The organism is Mycolicibacterium madagascariense, from assembly GCF_010729665.1.
GTDB classification, from domain to species: domain Bacteria; phylum Actinomycetota; class Actinomycetes; order Mycobacteriales; family Mycobacteriaceae; genus Mycobacterium; species Mycobacterium madagascariense.
In genome coordinates, this window is record NZ_AP022610.1 from 213,027 (window position 1) to 229,643 (window position 16,617).

The following is a 16,617-nucleotide window of genomic DNA, read 5'->3' on the forward strand; positions in this document are numbered from 1 at the left end:
GGCGCCCGACCGATCGACGCTGCGGTCACTCCGCCGAGGACGCGCCGTCGAGCTGTCGCGCGGCCACTCCGGCAATGCGTTCGTGGGCGGTGACGAGCAGACCGTGGGCGTCGAGACGGTCGAGGGACGTGCTGGACCGCGACAGTCCGACGAGATCCTCGACGATTTGCCCGGCGAGGAGCACCAGCTTGACGTTGTGCTGCTGGGACTGCTGGCGCAGCATCTCGAAGGCGTCGTCGGAGCGAATTCCGTACAGGAACATGATCATGCCCTTGGCCTGGTCGATCACCGACCGTTGCTCGGTGATGAAGTTGACCCGTTCGGTGATCTGCTCTTGCTCGGTCGGCCTGGTACCGCCCGTCGAGCCGCTGTTCGTCATGGGTGCGTCCTCCTGAGGCGGGCGTGCGGTGTTGCCTCAGACGGAAGGGTGTGGCTCATGCCGGGTTTCTGGGGCATCTCGATGTACGTATGTGAAGTCGACGATGTTTGTCAACTACGTCAAATTCGTCGCCGGAGGGTTTTCGGATGGCGTCGACGGGGTGACGATGATCACGCGCCAGTTTGCTGACGAGTGAGCGCAAGGTGCCGGTGGGCGGGCCGGTCGTCGGCTGTCGGCTTGCTGTCAAGTCGCGGTTCGAGTGTCCGGCGGGTAAATGTCGGGTATTGACGAGGTGGACAGCCGAAGGACCGGCGGTGCTCGGCGATCGATAGGGAGCAGTCATGGGTGTGGTGCACGGCGTGACGCGGGGCGTCACGGGAATCCTCAACGCCACCACGGCTGCGGCAGGCGCCGTGTCGGGGGCGGCGGTCAGCGGTGTGGTCGGCGGAGTGCGCGGCACGGCCGAGGGCGTGCGCAGCGGGTTGAGCAGCGGCAGTCATTCCACGCCGGCCGCGGCGCTGACCCTGGCCGCGTTCGGCGCCGTGGGACTGGTCGAGTGGCCGGTGCTGCTCGTCGTGGGCGGGACGGCGCTGGCGGTACGCCGACTCACCCAGGCGCAGCAGGAGTCCGCCTCGGCGCCGGCGGCGTCGGCGCCGCGGGACTCGCTGCCACCGCCGCGGTCCACGCCGGCGAAGGTCGACTCGATCGCACCGGTGAAGACGGCGCCGAAGCCGACCAAGGCCGCGCGTACGCCGACGAAGTCCGCGTCCACGACGAAGACCTCGGTGGCCAACGCGACGAAGTCCGCCCCGCGCAAGGCGGCGGCCAAGACCGCCCGCTCCCGACCACGTGGCTAGCGCCGCGACGGCAGCGACGGCAGGGACCCGTTCATGGGCCTGAAGGAGGCAGCGAAACGCTGCGCCCGGTTGGGGCTGGACGCCACGTCGGCGTCGATGGGCGCGGCGGGTGCCGCCGCATCGATGGGCTTCGACATCGCGACGCTGCCGATGCGCGCGACCACCGACCTCATCCTGGGTTCGGGCACCGTCGACTCCGTGACCGGCGTCGTGCGCGAACTGGTCGGGGGCACACCGAGCCGGCGCTGCTGGCAGGGTGACGACCGGGCCTGGATCGAGGTGCGCGGGGCGTCGGACCGCGCCGTGGTCGAGGCCGTCCTGGCCGCGGTGCGCGCGCACCCGGGTGTGCGTGGTGCCGAGGTCAACGTGCCCCTCTCTCGCGTGATGGTGTCGATCGGATCGGACGGCCCGACGGCGGCGCAGCTGTGCGGCGTGGTCGCCGACGCCGAGGCCGCAGCGGCGGGCGCGCCATCTCGGGAGCGCGTGCCCGACCTGCCCGGTGACGGCGTCGTGCTGCTGGGCCGCGTCGCCGCGGTCACCGCCAACGGGACCGGGCTGTGCGTGGCGATCGCGACCCGTGCGCTGGGCGTGCCGAGGCTGCCGGGGATGTTCTCCGCGGCGGTCACGGTCGTCGACTACCAACCGCGGCTGCGCCGGCTCGTCGAGCAGCATCTGGGGACGGTGGCCGCGGACACCGTCGTGGGACTGGCGGCGGCCGCCGCGCACACGGCAGCACAGGCGCCAGCCTCGTTGGCCGTCGATCTCCTGATTCAGCTCGTCCACGCCGCGGAGGGCCGCTCCGGGCAGCGGTCGTGGGCGAGGTGGGAACCGACCCTGGCGGCGCAGGCCGCCTGCCTCGACGACGTCGTGCCTGCACCGCGACCCCGGCCCCGCCCGCCGGGCCCGGTCGAGCGCCACGGCGACCGCAGCGGGCTGGCGCAGGTCGTCGGCTCGCTCGCGATCGGCGCGGTGACGCGCAGCCTGCCCGCAGCCGCCACGGCCGCGGCGGTGGCCGCTCCCAAGGCGGCACGCAGCGCTCGGGAGTCCTTCGCGGGGACGCTGGCCCGCGGGCTCGCCGATCGGCACGACGTGCTGATGCTGCGGCCAGAAGCGTTGCGCCGCTTGGATCGCGTCGACGTCGTCGTGATCGATCCGCGGGTGGTGTGCACCGGACCGCTGCGCGTCCAAGCCGTCGACGGGGTGTCCGACGCGCGTCGCGCCGAAGCCTGGCGGGCCGCCGCGGCGGCACTCGACGAGGGCCGTCTCGCCGCGGGCAGGCACCGGTTGCCCGCGCCCTGGGCCACACCGGATCGCGAGGAACACGTCGAGGTGCGGTGCGCTCACTCGCCAGACCCGTTGGCGTCGGCCATCATCGACGCCGCCCGCGACGGCGGAGCCGAGGCGATGTCGCTCGACGTGGACGACCTCGGAGACCTGCGCTCGACGTTCGACGACCTGCGCCCCGTGGCGGGCCGACCGTGGGACGACGCACTCGCCGTGGCGGTGCACGAACTGCAGGACGAGGGCTACACCGTCGCGGTGGTGACAGCTGCTGCGCCGCAAGCACTCTCGGCCGCCGACGTGGGAATCGGGCTGACCTACGAGGGCATTCGGCCGACCTGGCACGCGCACGTGGTGGTGGCCGACCTCGCCGGGGTGTGGCGGGTGCTGCACAGCCTGCCGTCGGCGCGAGCCGCGAGCCGCAGTGGGGTGCAGCTCTCGGTGGGTGCGTCAGCACTGGGCACGCTGCTGATGGTGCCCGGCGTGCGCGGTCTCGGTCCCGGACCGGTCACCGCCGGTGCGGCGGCCGGCGTGTGGACCGGATATCGGTTGGCGCACAGCGTGTTACGGGCGAAGGTACCCGCACCGGTCGACGTCAGGGACTGGCACGCGATGCCGGCCGCCGACGTCGTCGAGATCCTGCCCCCGCCGGCCAGTGGCGGCCGTGTCGTCGTGCGCCGCTCCCGCCCGGTGGCCGTCGCGGGCGCGTCATGGCGGCTGCTCGGCCGGGTGACGGGTCCACCGCAGCGGTTAGCGTCGGAGTTCGTCGGGGCGATGCGCACGGAGTTGGCCGATCCGTTGACCCCCGTGCTTGCGACGGGTGCGGCGGCCAGCGCGGCACTGGGATCGCCCGTCGACGCGGTGCTGGTCGGATCGGTCCTCGCAGGCAACGCGGCGCTCGCGGCCACCCAGCAGGTGCACGCCCAGCGTCTGCTGCGTCGTCTGCTGGCGGTGCAGGTACCCCCGGCCCGACGAGCGTTCGAGGATGGGTCGGGTCTGCGTTACGAGGACGTGCCGGCGTCGGGCCTGCGGCCGGGTGACGTCATCGAGATCCGCACCAACGAGGTGGTTCCCGCCGACGCGCGATTGATCGCCGTCACCGATCTCGAGGTCGACGAGGCCGTCCTGACCGGCGAGTCGCTGCCGGTCGGCAAGGGGCTCGCGCCGACTCCCGGTGCGGCACTGGGCGATCGGACCTGCATGGTGTTCGCCCAGACGACCGTCGTCACCGGTACCGCTCTGGCAGTGGTCACCGCGGTGGGAGAACAGACGCAGGCCAGGCGGGCGCTACCCACCGATGCGAGTCACGACTCCGCGGTCGGGCTGCAGGCGCAGCTGGCGGATCTGACCAACCGGGCCTGGCCGGTCAGCCTGGCGGGCGGTGCCGTCGTCGGCGTACTCGGGCTGCTGCGGCGCACCGGGTTGCGCTCGGCGGTGGCGGGCGGCGTCGCCGTGAGCGTGGCCGCGGTCCCCGAGGGGTTGCCACTGGTGGCCACCCTGGCGCAGCAGGCGTCGGCGCGTCGGCTGACCCGGGCGGGTGCGCTGGTGCGCAGTCCCCGGTCGGTCGAGGCTCTCGGCCGCGTCGACGTGGTCTGCTTCGACAAGACGGGAACCTTGAGCGAGAACCGGCTGCGGGTGTCGCTGGTGCGTCCGGCGCCAGGGGTGTCGGTGCCGGCGGTCCTGGCATGCGCCTCGCGGGCCACCGCCGACCCGGTCGGGGGGCGCCACTTGCACGCCACCGACCGAGCGGTGATCGACGCCGCCGCAGCGGACTCGACGGAGACGCCGGACCGCGGAGAGCGGTTGGCGCACTTGCCCTTCCGATCGGGTCGCGCTTACTCGGCATCGCTGCACGGGGCGGAGCTGACGGTCAAGGGCGCCCCGGAAGTCGTGTTGGCGGCGTGCTCGGGACGCGACGGCTCGATGGGCCCGGTGGTGGCCGAGATGGCCGCCGACGGCCTGCGCGTGATCGCGGTGGCCAAGCGCACCCTGACCGCCGAGCAGGTGGCCGCCGCGCTGTCCGACCCCGACGCCCTCGCCGCGGCAAGTAGCACCGGTCTTCGGCTGGTCGGTCTGCTCGGGTTGGCCGATACGCCGCGCCCGGCAGCGCGGCGACTGCTCACCGCGCTGGCCGAGCAGCAGCTGGGAGTGCGGTTGATCACCGGCGATCACCCCATCACCGCGGTGTCGATCGCCGCCGATCTGGGCCTCGACGTGGCTGCGCACCAAGTGATCACGGGCGCGGAGTGGGACGCGCTGCCGCGCCGCGGGCAGGAGCGTGCGGCCGCCGAGCGGGTGGTCTTCGCGCGGATGTCACCGCAACACAAGGTGCAGGTCGTGCAGACGCTGGAACGCATCGGGTTGGTGTGCGCCATGGTTGGCGACGGGGCCAACGATGCGGCGGCGATGCGGGCCGCGACCGTCGGGGTCGGCGTGGTGTCGCGCGGCAGTGACCCGGCGCGACTGGCCGCCGACGTCATGTTGCTCGACGGCCGCATCGAAGCCCTGCTCGACGCGTTGGACGAAGGTCGTCAGCTGTGGCGGCGGGTGCAGGCCGCGGTGGCGGTGCTGCTGGGCGGCAACGCCGGTGAGGTCGCGTTCGCCATCGTCGGCAGCGCGTTGACGGGTCGGTCGCCGCTGAATGCGCGGCAGCTACTGCTGGTCAACATGCTGACCGACGCCCTGCCCGCGGCGGCGTTGGCGGTCAGCCCGCCCAACGCCGGAATGCGTTCGGCGGGAAGAGGTCCCGATCAGGCTGCGCTGTGGCGCACCGTCGCGGTGCGCGGTGGCGCGACGGCGGCCGCGGCGACCGGCGCATGGGTGGCGGCCAGCCTGACGGGACGCCAGCGGCGGGCCTCGACGGTGGGGCTGGTCGCGCTGGTCGGTGCGCAACTGGGCCAGACGCTGCTGGACTCACGCAGCCCGTTGGTGGTGGTGACCGCCGCGGGCTCCATGACGGTGCTCGCGGGTGCGGTGATGACGCCGGGGCTCAGCCAGTTGCTGGGGTGCACTCCGCTGGGTCCGGTGGGTTGGGCGCAGGCGTTGTCGGCGGCGGCGGTCGCGACCGCCGGTGCCGCAGTGGTACCCGTGCTCGCCGAGCGCTTCGGTACGGACCGGGCGGCCGGCGCCGAGGAGGAGGCGACCGACGATCAGTCGACGATCTCGACGACGCCTGCGCGCCACAGCACCGCGTACAGCTCGCGCAACGGAAGCGTCAAGATGCGGGTCAGTGCATCGGTCAACGGATCGTCGCCGGCACCGCTCATGGGCTTTGACACACCGCGAGCATGACGATCCCGCACACCCGGGAACTGAAGACGACATGACCAGGAGGCAACCAATGGCCAACGAATCACCCCGCACCGGGCACCGCAGTGCCGTCGACCGGGTGCGTGACGCCGAGTCGTTCGCCGTGCAGTTGCCGGTCGTCGGCCGCGTCAACATCCCGCGGCCCGAATCGCTGGCCTACTTCGGCGGATTGGCCGCGCTGGCCGCGGTCGAGATCATCGATTGGCCCATTGCGTTGATCATCGCGACCGGGCACGCGCTGGCCAGCCAGCACCGCAACCGGCTGGTCGCGGAACTCGGCGAGGCGCTCGAGGAGGCCTGATGGGTCAGCGCCACTGCTCGCGCGGGATGACGACGTAACTCGCCTCGCCGCGTCCGAACGACCAGTCATGCCGTTCGTTCTCGGTCAGGACGACGGCGAGGTCCTCGGCGCGTAGTCCAATGGCGTCACCGAGCAACTCGGCGAGGCGGGCGTAGAAGGCCTGCTTGGCGTCGGCGCTGCGGCCCGCCGACAGCGTCACCTGGACGAGGACGAAGCGATCGGACCGCTCGATGTCGAGATAGGAGCGGTTGAAGTCGAAGCTCCCCGGTTCGTGCTGCGTGATGAGCTGGAAGCGATCGCGCTCGGGTACGGCGAGCGTCTCGGTCATCGCGCGTTGCACGCAGTCACCGATCGACGTGCGCTCCGCCGGCGAATACCCGTTCAGGACGTCGATTCTCACGAGCGGCATGTCGTCGGACGTTAGCACCACGGGCTGGGGCGACGGTTGGGGTTCAGCTCCTGGCCATCACGGGCCGTCGCCTGGTTCCGATTACCCGGCGCGACGGTGCCGCAGGCCGTCTCGGGTTCCGGTCCTCGCCGGTGTCGGAGCGGTGGCCGGGAACCGTCGGTGGAGACCGTCGATCAGCCGGTGCGTTTCGTACAGGTCGCGCCGCAGCACGCTGGCGATCGGATCCTTGCGCGGGTTCCCGCGGGCCCGCGACCGTTGGTTGCGCTCGTCGGCGGCCTCGAGCTTGCGAGAAACGTCCTCGACGTGACCGTAGAGTTCGCTCAGCAGGCGTCTTGCCTGCTCGGTGCCCACGTCATCTGCCACGTTTGGATCGTCTCACCGTTTTCTAATTTACGCAGGGGATGGTTATTATTCGATTGCCCGTCCTCGCGCCGCCCGGGTTGGGGTGAGCCGCGTCGCAGAAGTTGACGGGCGTCTTAACACAGGGGAACGTATCGGGGGTGATCGAGTCGAGCGAACGGACGGTCATCGACCAGGTGGTCGACAGACTCTCCGCCAAGTACCCCGATGTCCCCGGTGAGCAGGTGGCGCACGTCGTCAACGACTGCTACTCGCGCTTCGAGGGGCGGCCCATCCGGGAGTTCGTCCCGTTGTTCGTCGAACGCGGCGCCCGCACGCGGTTGGCGGAGTTGAGCCGCTAGCCGGTCCCCGTCAGCCCCGGTACAGCCGGGCCGGCGGCAGGGCGCGTAGCCCGCCTCCGGTGTTACCGGCATCGAATGCCGTTGTCTCAGCAGCGGTTTCGTCGCCGAGGGTGAGCAGGCCGATCCGCCGGAAGCGTCCCACCGCGCCGCTGAGGAGGACGTGGAAGTCGTCGCCGCGGGTCGGCGCTGCGGGCGAGGCCACGGTGACGGCGCGCAGCCCGAACACGACGGGTTCCCACCCGGCCAGGTACAGCCACAGCGACGAGTACAACCTGTCGTCGATGCCGGGCGACGGAAGCACGGCGTGGTGGAACGGCACCCCGTCGGCCGACGACGCGAGCAGGAAGTCCTGGGGACGATCCGGACCGTAGGCGTCGGGCAGCCTGAGGCAGATCGTGCGGAAACCGGTCGGCGGGCCGGGTTGGGAGAACCGTGCGACGGCGGCCAGGCTGCGGCCCGGGACCAGCAACTGGGTGCGGCGGGGCAGCGTGGCGTCGGCGTCGAAGGTCAGTGTTGCCGCGTGCGTGGTGCCCTCGCCGTCGAAGAGCCCGCCGACGCCCCCAACGACGGCCGACAGCGTCGCGCCTGCACTCGCGATCAGCGATGCGGTGTCCATCTCTGCACCGTAGTCGGCACACCGGCCGCGCACCTTCGCCTACGGTGGGGCCATGAAGTTCGTGGAGGTCGACGGTCTGGGCCCGGTGAGCCGAATCGGGCTCGGCACCTGGCAGTTCGGCGCCCGCGAGTGGGGTTACGGCGACGAGTACGCGTCGGGCGCGGCCCGCGACATCGTTGCCCGGGCGCGGGCGCTGGGCGTCACGCTCTTCGACACCGCCGAGGTGTACGGCACGGGCAGGAGCGAACGCATCCTCGGTGAGGCGCTGGGCCCCGAGCGCGCCGACGTCGTGGTAGCGAGCAAGGTCTTTCCCATCGCGCCGTTCCCACCCGTGGTCAGACAGCGCGCCAGGGCGAGCGCCCGCCGATTGCAACTCGATCGCATCCCGCTCTACCAGATCCACCAGGCGAATCCGTTGGTCCCCGATTCGGTGATCATGCCGGGCATGCGCAGCCTGCTCGACGACGGCGTCATCGGCGCCGCGGGCGTGTCGAACTATTCACTGCAGCGCTGGCGCAAGGCCGATGCCGCGCTGGGCAGGCCGGTGATCAGCAACCAGGTTCACTTCTCCCTGGCCCATCCGAATGCGCTCACCGACCTGGTGCCCTTCGCCGAGCGCGAGAACCGGATCGTGATCGCCTACAGCCCACTCGCTCAGGGATTGCTGGGCGGCAAGTACGGCCTCGACAACCGTCCCTCCGGCATACGGGCGACGAACCCGTTGTTCGGCACCGAGAACCTGCGTCGCATCGAACCGCTGCTGACCACCCTGCGCGAGGTCGCCGCAGGCGTCGGCGCCAAGCCGGCCCAGGTGGCGCTGGCGTGGTTGATCAGCCTGCCGGGAGTGGTGGCCATCCCCGGGGCGTCCAGCGTCGAGCAACTCGAATTCAACGTCGCCGCGGCCGACGTCGAACTCGACGAGGACGCCAAGAACGCGCTGACGGCTGCGGCCCGGGCGTTCCGGCCGGTGTCCATCGCGAGGTTCGCGGCCGACGCGATCAGGGAGCGACTGCGCAGGCGCTGACGACGCCCCCAGTCGACACTCGTGCGGATGTCGTTGATCAGTAACCCATTCGGCGTGCAGGGTTGGCCTGACGCTCACCCGGCGGGAGCGGTCGAGCTGGAATATTGAGCTGTCGGTACTCGTCAGCGGGGCGGGCGCATCGACACTCCCAGGAGGCCGACCATGGCTGAAGGATCCCACGCCTACAACAGCGTGTGGCAGGCGCGCAGCGACGCCTGGTCCCAGCTCGACGAGGCGGCCGACCGGCTGATCCGCCAGACCACGACCGGTGAGCTGAAGGACCGCTACGTCGGCATCTGCGGTGAGCTGCTCGAGACCATCAACGCCTTCGAGCCCTACTGGGCCTACCCGGGGCCGGCCCAATTCGCCAGAGTGCAAAGGGCTTTCGCGGCGGGGAACTACGACCGCTTCGGGCGTACCGTCTCGAGGATCAACCGCGCGCTCACCACCGAGTCCTACCGCTCGGGTGACGTCGACGCGGCGGGACGCGACGAGCTCGACATGTTCCCCGCCGATCCGCGACAACTCGAGGACCTCACGGCGAACGAGCGCGAGCGGCCCTACTTCGAGGTGCTCGTCGTCGCGCAGATGACCGAGGCGCAGGAGGCGGCGCTGCGCAACGAGGTACGCGGCTGGCGCCGCCCCGACGACGAGTTCGTCTACGAGCTCGTCGTCGTCGGCAGCGGTGACGAAGCCCTGGTCGCGGCCCGGCTCAACCCGAATCTGCAGGCGGTGGTGGTCCGTCGGCGCTTCTCGCACCAGTCGGTGCGGGACCTCTCGGCACTGTCGGAGTTCGTCGACCCCGCGCTGTCGGACGAGCTGGGCGGCCACGTCTCACCGGACGAGCGCGCCCAGATCCTCGCCACCTGGTTGACCAGGCTGCGACCGGAATTGGACCTCTACCTGATGACCGAGATCAACGTGGAGAGCGTGGCGGGCCAACTGGGCCAGTACTTCCGGCGGGTGTTCCATGCCAGGGAGGGCGTCCTGGAGTTGCACCTGTCGATCCTCTACGGGGTGGCCGAGCGGTACCGGACGCCGTTCTTCAGCGCGCTCAAGCAGTACAGCCATCGGCCGACCGGGGTGTTCCACGCGCTGCCGATCAGCCAGGGCAAGTCGATCGTCAACTCGCACTGGATCAAGGACATGATCGGCTTCTACGGGCTCGACGTGTTCATGGCCGAGACGTCGGCCACCTGCGGAGGGCTGGACTCCCTGCTGGAGCCGACCGGGCCGCTGCGCGAGGCCCAGCAGCTGGCCGCCAAGGCGTACGGCTCCCGGCACACGTACTTCGTCACCAACGGCACGTCGACGGCCAACAAGATCGTCACCCAGTCGCTGGTGGCACCCGGTGACATCGTGCTGCTCGACCGCAACTGCCACCAGAGTCACCACTACGGAATGATGATGGCGGGCGCCAACGTGGTGTACCTGGAGGCCTATCCGCTCACCGACTACACCATGTACGGTGCGGTGCCGCTGCGCGAGATCAAGTCGAAGTTGTTGGCGCTCAAGCACGCTGGCAAGCTCGACCGGGTCAAGATGATGTCGCTGACCAACTGCACGTTCGACGGCATCGTGTACGACGTCGAGCGCGTGATGGAGGAATGCCTGGCGATCAAGCCCGACCTGGTGTTCCTCTGGGACGAGGCGTGGTTCGCCTTCGCGCGCTTCCATCCGGTGTACCGCAATCGCACGGCGATGGCCTCGGCGCGCGCACTGCGCGATCGGCTCGAGGACCCGGCCTACCGGGCGGCCTACGAAGCCGAGCTGCAGACGGTGCCGGAGGACGCCACCGACGAGGACCTGCTGAACCGGCGGCTGCGCCCCGATCCGGCACGCGCCCGGGTGCGGGTCTACGCCACCCAGTCCACCCACAAGACGCTCACCGCGCTGCGGCAGGGCTCGATGATCCACGTCCACGACCAGGACTTCGATCAGAAGGTCTCGGAGGCCTTCCACGAGGCGTACATGGGGCACACCTCCACCTCGCCGAACTACCAGATCCTCGCGTCACTGGACCTCGGCCGTCGTCAGGTCGCGCTCGAAGGCGTGGAACTGGTTCAGCGCCAGATCGAGAACGCCATGCAGCTGCGCGACGCGATCGACAACCATCCGCTCCTGCGGACGTACATGCGCTGCCTGTCGACCGCGGACCTCATTCCCGAGCAGTTCCGCCCGTCGCGCATCGACCAGCCGCTGCGGTCCGGGTTGCGCGACATGACGAAGGTGTGGCAGGACGACGAGTTCGTGCTCGATCCGTCGCGAATCACGTTGTCGATCGGGCGAACCGGATACGACGGCGACACGTTCAAGCGCGAGCAGCTGATGGATCGCTACGGCGTGCAGATCAACAAGACCTCACGCAACACGGTGCTGTTCATGACCAACATCGGCACCACGCGCAGCTCGGTCGCCTTCCTGGTGGAGGTGCTCGTCTCGATCGCGCAGAATCTACGAGACACGGTGGCGGACATGAGCATTGGTGAACTCGGTCGGTTCGAGAAGGCCGTGTACCGGTTGACCGAACGCGCCGTCCCCCTGCCCGACTTCAGCGGTTTCCACGCCGTGTTCCGCGACGGCTCGGGCGCCGAGCCGACGCCGGAGGGCGACGTGCGGCGGGCCTTCTACCTGTCCTACGACGACACCAACTGCGAATACCTCACGGGCGACGAGGTCTTGGAGAAGCTCGACGCCGGCACCGACGTGGTCTCGGCGACGTTCGTCACGCCGTACCCGCCGGGGTTCCCGGTGCTGGTGCCGGGCCAGGTCTTCAGTCGCGGCATCCTGCAGTTCCTGCGCGACCTCGACACACCCGAAATCCACGGCTACACACCGGATGCCGGCTTCCGCGTCTACACCGACAAGGCCATCGAGCAGGCGTCGACGACCCGGCTGACCCACGTCACGTCGAACGGCCGGGCGGAACTGTCCGGAGAGGACGTGCTGTCGGGGTTGGCGTGATCACCCCACCGCTTCGACGCCGCGGCGCCTAGCGACTCGGCCGCGCCCGTCACGGCATCCGCTCCAGCAGGTTGCGAGCCGCCTCGGCGACGAGGCCGCGGTCATGGGTGATGACGAAGTCGAAACGGCGGTCGTCATCGCTGCGCCGGAGCTCGGCGTTGTCGTCGTGCTCGCGTGCGATGAGCGCGGCCGCGTAATGGGGCCCGATCGCCACCACCGTCCATTCGGTGCACAGCGGGTCGGCCGGGTGGAGCATGACCCCGCGGACGTCGGAGCCCAGATCGGCGGGCATGTCCCGGCCGAATACGGCCACCAGCGGGCACGAACTGCCGAGTCTGCGGTAGCGGTCCCTGGTGGCTCCGGCGAAGTAGTCGCGGCGCTGCATCGCGGTGAACACCATCGGGGCGTCGACGGCGCGGTTCGCCTGGTTCTCGATGTGCCGGGAGAACCCCGCCAGCGTCTGCTTGCGGGCCGTGCGGATGGGTGAGGTTCCGGCCACCAGGTCGAACGGCGATCGGGTCGCCGGGCGGGCGCTCTCGGCCCGGGGTACCGGCGACCACGTGGGGAAGACCTCGCGATCAATGGGGCCCGGGCGACCGAAGAGGTAGCCCTGGCCCAGCGTCGCCCCCACTGCCAGCGCGTGTTCGAGGTGTTCGTGGGTTTCGATGCCCTCGGCGAGGATGACGGCGCCGGTGCGCTCCTGGTGCGCGAGCACGGCCGCCAGGGTGCGGGCCTGCACGTAGGTCGGTTCGGTCTGAATCAGGGTGAGGTCGAGTTTGATCACCTCGGGTTGCACGACGTCGAGGAGTGCCAGCGACTGGGGATGGCCACCCACGTCGTCCAGGGCGATGGCGAAGCCGTCGGCCCGCAGCGCCGCCACCTTGTCCAGCAGCAGGTGGGGGTGGGCCAGCGGGGTGCGTTCGGTGATCTCGAAGACGACCGTCAGCTCCCGATGCCCGAGGTCGAGCACCTCGTTGTCGGCCCGGCCGACGTACGCGGTCGACGGTTCGGCGTTGACGCAGAGCAGGGTGGCCTTCGGCAGCGCCGATCGCAGTGCCGCCGCGACCGCGGTCTCGACGCAGCGGCGGTCCAGGACGTCGGAGGTGCCGATGACCTCGGCGTGGGCGAGCACCTGGTCCGGTGGCGAGTCCGTCGTGCCCGGCCACCGGGCGAGCGCCTCGTACCCGACCGTGACCTCGTCGGGAAGCGACACGATCGGCTGGAAGGCCGGCACCAGGCCGACGCCGGTGGCCGCGGCATCGAGACCCGGATCGGCGCCGGGGGGCCGTGCTGACTGCCGTGCGACCATCGGGAGCCTTCCCTCGCCGGCGGTGGGGTCGCGAGATGCGCCCCCGCGGCACGGTGGGATGGTCCGACGTAATCCGTCGCCGTGTTTGCCGTGCCTTGTTCTTCATTCGGAGCGGCGGCGCCCTCGGATGGCGACCTACCGGATCGGGGGACCGGGCTAGGCTACGGTCCGGTCACGCCAGCCAGGTCAGGAGGAATCGGTGAACCTCGACGTCGAGACGGTCGGCGGCCCCCGGCGCGACCTTCTTCACCGCGTCGGGATGAACCTGCCCGAGCTGACGTCGACGGCGGACTGGATCGCCCGCACGTTCTCCGACAGCGAGCAGCTGTCGATGAACGAATTCCATGCCCTCGTCGTGATGGCCGTTGCCGAGGCGGGGTGCCACACGTGACGCCCAGCGCGCTGAGCACCCAGATCGGCCTGTCCGGCGCCGCGGTCACCTACGTCGTGCAGCGCCTGTCCGAGGCCGGTTTCGTGAGGCGCGGTTCCGACCCGCGGGACCGCCGCAAGGTCATCCTGCGCCTGACCGAGCGCGGCGGGCAGGTCGTCAGGGACTTCTCCGCGGGCATCTCTTCCCATCTGCACGAGACCTTGGCGGACGTGCCCGACGACGCGTTGGAGCGCGCCCATCGCACGTTCCAGGTGCTGGTCCAATCCATGAGGGACTACCGCGCCACGCTACCGTCGAAGTAGCGTCGCTACCGTGGGTAGCGGTGCTATCCTGCGGTGTGGCCATCGAGGATCGACGAGAACGGGAACGCGCCGAGCGCCGACGCCTGATCATCAGCACCGCCCGCCGCCTCGCCGAAGCCGAGGGGTGGGAGGCGGTGACGACCCGTCGTCTGTCGACCGAGATCGAGTACAGCCAGCCGGTGCTCTACAAGCACTTCGCCAGCATGGACCACATCGTCGAGGCGCTCGCCTACGACGGATTCGGCGAACTGGCCGTGGCACTGCGCGCGGCCCGGCGCGAAGCGGGCTCGGCGGTCGATGCGTTGACCCGGATTGCGCACGCCTACGTGGACTTCGCCCGCGCCAACCCGGCCCTCTACGTTGCGATGTTCACCAGGGCCACCAAGCTCCGGTTCGCCGCCGAGGACGATTCTTCCCCGCTCACCGAGGCGTTCATCGAAGTGCGCGAAGGGGTTTCGGCGGTCGCCGGGGGTGCGGACGTCGACACGCTCACCGAGGTGTTCTGGGCCGCGCTGCACGGCGTGACGACGCTCGCCCGCGACGGCAGGTTGCGACCGGGGTACGACTCCGACCGGGTCGACTTGCTGGCCGCCCGGTTCGCCGCGGCCACCTGAACGCGCGGGCCGAGGCTTCGCGCGGCACCGACCATCGAGGAGGAGACGACAATGCCCGGCATCACCGAGAAGGACAGTCGACGCTGGCTCGTTACGGGCGGCAGCAGTGGCCTCGGCCGCCACGTCGTCGAACACGTCCTGGCCCGGGGTGACTCCGTGACCGCCACCGTCCGCCGGGCCGACGCGCTCGACGACCTGGCCCGCGAACACGGCGCACGACTGAGCGTCGAAGTCCTCGACCTCACCCGGCCCGACGACGTCGACGACGTGGTGGGCAGGGTCGTCGCCGCCGGGCCCGTCGACGTGGTGGTGAACAACGCCGGCTTCGCGGTCGTCGGAGCCCTCGAGGAGATGAGCGCCGACCAGATTCGCGCTCAGCTCGACGTGATGCTGGCGGCGCCGCTGGCGATCACCCGGGCCGTTCTGCCGTCGATGCGCGCGCAGGGCGGCGGGCGCATCATCCAAATCTCGAGCATGGGCGGGCAGGTGGCCATTCCGACGCACAGCATCTATCACGCCGCCAAGTGGGGATTGGAGGGCTTCAGCGAGAGCCTCCATCGCGAGGTGTCCGGTTTCGACGTCCACGTCACCCTCGTCGAACTCGGCGGCACCCGAACCGGTTTCCGGGGTGCGCTCGAATTCGCGACCGAACTGGACGCCTACCGCGACGGACCCGTCGGCGAGGTCAAGCGACGCCTGCGTGCGGCACGGGACGACGACATGACCGGTGACCCGGCCAAGATCGCCGCCGCGATCTACGACACAACCCGCCGGCCCGACCCGCCGCTGCGCCTCGTCTTGGGCGCCGACTCCTACGACGCCGTGCACGACGCCCTCTCCGAGCGCCTGGCGGCACTGCGCGCGCAACGGACGTCGGCCCGGTCGGTGGCGTTCGACGACTGACGGAATGTGGGACTGCTAACAGTTGTTAGCAACGTGTGTGCAGAAGTTAGCGGCAGGGAACTGGCAAGAAGAGCTTACGAACGGGCTTACGAACGGGCTGACGAATGAGAAGGAGTACGCCATGGCACTCACGGCGGACACGACCACGGCCCGGTTCGGCGCCGACCGGTCCGGCGCGACCCGGCCGAACTCCCGCTTTGGCGACCTCTTCGTCTTCCCACCGCACCTGCTGGGCGTGCTGACGGGCACCCTCGATGCTGCGCTGGCCGTGTTCGGATCCGAGAGTCGCGACCCTCAGCCTGCCGGCTGGGACATCGTCGACCGGGCGCTCACGCGTTGCTGATGCCTAGATCGGAGCGATGTAGTCCGACGTGTAGTGCTCCAGCGGGGTTTGCGAGTATTCGCTAGGCAGATCGATCGACACCCACGCCCCCGTCGTGCCCGGCAGCGCCGGGGCCTGGACGGTGACCGCCGCCGCGCCGACGCCGTCGGTGTTGAGCGCAGCCGTGGCCACCCCCGGATCGGTCGGCCCGCAACCGATCGATGGGCGCGGGGTCTGAATCAGCCGGACGACGTACTGAGTGCCCGGCCTGGCGGTGGCGATCTGGACCTGCGCAGTCACCGTCCCGTCGTGGATCGGGCTGATGACGGCAAACGCGCGACCGTCGCCGTCGGTGGGCACGAAGGTCTTGGCGGTGAAGCTGCACCCCCGGAATATGCCCGGCAGGGGCACCACTTGATCGTCGGCGGAGGCCGACGGCGTACAGCCGAGACCGGCCAGTCCCACCGTCGCCAGCGCCACTGCGCATGTCCTGTGCCAAGCATTTCGCGCCATGCGGCCGCTCCCCGCTCCGGTGGCGACCGCCATGGTCTCCAACAGCGGTATTGACATCACGCGGGCAAACAAAACTTGATTTGCGAGGATGGCTCAGTCGCGGCGACCGCCACCGACCAAACGTCGCGTCAATAAATTCGTCGCCGGGCGGTCACCGCGGGAGCAGGGGCTCCAGCACCGCATATTCCGCCGTGCTGACCCAGGACGGGTTCGCCTGCTGGGGAGACCGGAACAACTCCATCGTCCGCAGGCCCGGCAGCCGGGTCAGCTGCGCGGCCGTCAGGGGCTCGTCGAAGAGCGGTATGGACACCTCGACGTGCGCCTGACCGTCTCGCACCGAGACCTCGTCGGTGACCAGGCCCGCGCCCCAGATCCCGCGTTGGGGGTGCCTCGACACCCAGAAGAGCACGCGGTGGCCTGGT

General features: G+C 70.3%; 18 protein-coding genes and 1 pseudogene. 11 read left to right on the top strand and 8 right to left on the bottom strand.

What is annotated here, in order from left to right:
• Nucleotides 1–25: 25 nt before the first annotated feature.
• Nucleotides 26–379 carry an ANTAR domain-containing protein gene (locus tag G6N60_RS01055; RefSeq protein WP_163731288.1) on the bottom strand — a complete coding sequence of 118 codons (354 nt, stop codon included), beginning with the start codon at nt 377–379 and terminating at the stop codon, nt 26–28.
• Nucleotides 380–720: 341 nt separating this feature from the next.
• Here G6N60_RS01055 and G6N60_RS28445 point away from each other — a divergent pair, with 341 nt between their 5' ends.
• Both G6N60_RS28445 and G6N60_RS28990 read left to right on the top strand, forming a co-directional pair.
• Nucleotides 721–1,236, top strand: coding sequence for a hypothetical protein (locus G6N60_RS28445; RefSeq protein WP_246240155.1), 516 nt, complete (start codon nt 721–723; stop codon nt 1,234–1,236).
• Between the two features lie 2,055 nt (nt 1,237–3,291).
• Nucleotides 3,292–5,526 (top strand): annotated as a pseudogene (locus tag G6N60_RS28990) (cation-translocating P-type ATPase); the annotation flags it as partial.
• A 140-nt stretch (nt 5,527–5,666) separates the two neighbouring features.
• Here G6N60_RS28990 and G6N60_RS28995 read toward each other — a convergent pair.
• Entirely contained in the window at nt 5,667–5,783 is a 117-nt protein-coding gene (locus G6N60_RS28995) for an Rv1535 domain-containing protein (RefSeq protein ID WP_263992746.1), read from the bottom strand.
• A gap of 74 nt (nt 5,784–5,857) precedes the next feature.
• On the opposite strand from G6N60_RS28995, the gene G6N60_RS01070 reads away from it, so the two are divergent.
• Complete coding sequence (locus tag G6N60_RS01070; RefSeq protein WP_163731293.1) at nt 5,858–6,127, top strand: hypothetical protein; 270 nt, start codon at nt 5,858–5,860, stop codon at nt 6,125–6,127.
• 4 nt (nt 6,128–6,131) lie between these two features.
• Here G6N60_RS01070 and G6N60_RS01075 read toward each other — a convergent pair whose 3' ends face one another.
• Both G6N60_RS01075 and G6N60_RS01080 read right to left on the bottom strand, forming a co-directional pair.
• A complete protein-coding gene (locus G6N60_RS01075; protein ID WP_163731295.1) occupies nt 6,132–6,536 on the bottom strand; it encodes a tautomerase family protein in 405 nt (134 codons plus the stop codon).
• A gap of 81 nt (nt 6,537–6,617) precedes the next feature.
• Complete coding sequence (locus tag G6N60_RS01080) at nt 6,618–6,899, bottom strand: hypothetical protein (protein WP_163731298.1); 282 nt, start codon at nt 6,897–6,899, stop codon at nt 6,618–6,620.
• Between the two features lie 137 nt (nt 6,900–7,036).
• Here G6N60_RS01080 and G6N60_RS01085 point away from each other — a divergent pair, with 137 nt between their 5' ends.
• Nucleotides 7,037–7,237, top strand: a complete 201-nt coding sequence (locus G6N60_RS01085; RefSeq protein WP_163731301.1) for a three-helix bundle dimerization domain-containing protein — start codon at nt 7,037–7,039, stop codon at nt 7,235–7,237.
• Between the two features lie 10 nt (nt 7,238–7,247).
• Here the strand turns inward: G6N60_RS01085 and G6N60_RS01090 are convergent, their stop codons facing one another.
• On the bottom strand, nt 7,248–7,853 hold the full coding sequence (locus G6N60_RS01090) for a hypothetical protein (protein ID WP_163731304.1): 606 nt from the start codon (nt 7,851–7,853) through the stop codon (nt 7,248–7,250).
• Between the two features lie 52 nt (nt 7,854–7,905).
• On the opposite strand from G6N60_RS01090, the gene G6N60_RS01095 reads away from it, so the two are divergent.
• Entirely contained in the window at nt 7,906–8,877 is a 972-nt protein-coding gene (locus G6N60_RS01095; RefSeq protein WP_163731308.1) for an aldo/keto reductase, read from the top strand.
• Nucleotides 8,878–9,039: 162 nt separating this feature from the next.
• Nucleotides 9,040–11,841, top strand: a complete 2,802-nt coding sequence (locus G6N60_RS01100; protein ID WP_163731310.1) for an aminotransferase class I/II-fold pyridoxal phosphate-dependent enzyme — start codon at nt 9,040–9,042, stop codon at nt 11,839–11,841.
• Nucleotides 11,842–11,890: 49 nt separating this feature from the next.
• Here G6N60_RS01100 and G6N60_RS01105 read toward each other — a convergent pair whose 3' ends face one another.
• A complete protein-coding gene (locus G6N60_RS01105; protein WP_163731313.1) occupies nt 11,891–13,150 on the bottom strand; it encodes a sensor domain-containing phosphodiesterase in 1,260 nt (419 codons plus the stop codon).
• A gap of 199 nt (nt 13,151–13,349) precedes the next feature.
• Between G6N60_RS01105 and G6N60_RS01110 the strand changes: the two genes are divergently transcribed.
• From G6N60_RS01110 to G6N60_RS01130, 5 genes are all read left to right on the top strand, one after another.
• Nucleotides 13,350–13,541, top strand: a complete 192-nt coding sequence (locus tag G6N60_RS01110) for a hypothetical protein (RefSeq protein ID WP_163731316.1) — start codon at nt 13,350–13,352, stop codon at nt 13,539–13,541.
• Entirely contained in the window at nt 13,538–13,843 is a 306-nt protein-coding gene (locus G6N60_RS01115; RefSeq protein WP_163731319.1) for a MarR family winged helix-turn-helix transcriptional regulator, read from the top strand. The genes G6N60_RS01110 and G6N60_RS01115 overlap by 4 nt, the downstream gene beginning before the upstream one ends.
• Before the next feature lie 35 nt (nt 13,844–13,878).
• Nucleotides 13,879–14,457, top strand: a complete 579-nt coding sequence (locus G6N60_RS01120; protein ID WP_163743253.1) for a TetR/AcrR family transcriptional regulator — start codon at nt 13,879–13,881, stop codon at nt 14,455–14,457.
• A 51-nt stretch (nt 14,458–14,508) separates the two neighbouring features.
• On the top strand, nt 14,509–15,360 hold the full coding sequence (locus G6N60_RS01125; protein WP_163731321.1) for an SDR family oxidoreductase: 852 nt from the start codon (nt 14,509–14,511) through the stop codon (nt 15,358–15,360).
• Nucleotides 15,361–15,481: 121 nt separating this feature from the next.
• Nucleotides 15,482–15,703 carry a hypothetical protein gene (locus G6N60_RS01130; RefSeq protein WP_163731324.1) on the top strand — a complete coding sequence of 74 codons (222 nt, stop codon included), beginning with the start codon at nt 15,482–15,484 and terminating at the stop codon, nt 15,701–15,703.
• Nucleotides 15,704–15,706: 3 nt separating this feature from the next.
• Here the strand turns inward: G6N60_RS01130 and G6N60_RS01135 are convergent, their stop codons facing one another.
• Both G6N60_RS01135 and G6N60_RS28450 read right to left on the bottom strand, forming a co-directional pair.
• Nucleotides 15,707–16,162: a hypothetical protein gene (locus G6N60_RS01135; RefSeq protein WP_163731328.1), complete on the bottom strand. Its 456-nt coding sequence runs from the start codon at nt 16,160–16,162 to the stop codon at nt 15,707–15,709.
• A gap of 184 nt (nt 16,163–16,346) precedes the next feature.
• Nucleotides 16,347–16,592 carry a hypothetical protein gene (locus tag G6N60_RS28450; RefSeq protein WP_246240159.1) on the bottom strand — a complete coding sequence of 82 codons (246 nt, stop codon included), beginning with the start codon at nt 16,590–16,592 and terminating at the stop codon, nt 16,347–16,349.
• Nucleotides 16,593–16,617 lie beyond the last annotated feature (25 nt).

Coding starts and splice junctions, on each gene's coding strand:
- G6N60_RS01095 (WP_163731308.1), top strand. CDS start 7,906: ATGAAGTTCGTGGAGGTCGACGGTCTGGGCCCGGTGAGCCGAATCGGG.
- G6N60_RS01125 (WP_163731321.1), top strand. CDS start 14,509: ATGCCCGGCATCACCGAGAAGGACAGTCGACGCTGGCTCGTTACGGGC.
- G6N60_RS28445 (WP_246240155.1), top strand. CDS start 721: ATGGGTGTGGTGCACGGCGTGACGCGGGGCGTCACGGGAATCCTCAAC.
- G6N60_RS01130 (WP_163731324.1), top strand. CDS start 15,482: ATGGCACTCACGGCGGACACGACCACGGCCCGGTTCGGCGCCGACCGG.
- G6N60_RS01055 (WP_163731288.1), bottom strand. CDS start 379: ATGACGAACAGCGGCTCGACGGGCGGTACCAGGCCGACCGAGCAAGAG.
- G6N60_RS01070 (WP_163731293.1), top strand. CDS start 5,858: ATGGCCAACGAATCACCCCGCACCGGGCACCGCAGTGCCGTCGACCGG.
- G6N60_RS01075 (WP_163731295.1), bottom strand. CDS start 6,536: ATGCCGCTCGTGAGAATCGACGTCCTGAACGGGTATTCGCCGGCGGAG.
- G6N60_RS01090 (WP_163731304.1), bottom strand. CDS start 7,853: ATGGACACCGCATCGCTGATCGCGAGTGCAGGCGCGACGCTGTCGGCC.
- G6N60_RS01100 (WP_163731310.1), top strand. CDS start 9,040: ATGGCTGAAGGATCCCACGCCTACAACAGCGTGTGGCAGGCGCGCAGC.
- G6N60_RS01105 (WP_163731313.1), bottom strand. CDS start 13,150: ATGGTCGCACGGCAGTCAGCACGGCCCCCCGGCGCCGATCCGGGTCTC.
- G6N60_RS28995 (WP_263992746.1), bottom strand. CDS start 5,783: ATGAGCGGTGCCGGCGACGATCCGTTGACCGATGCACTGACCCGCATC.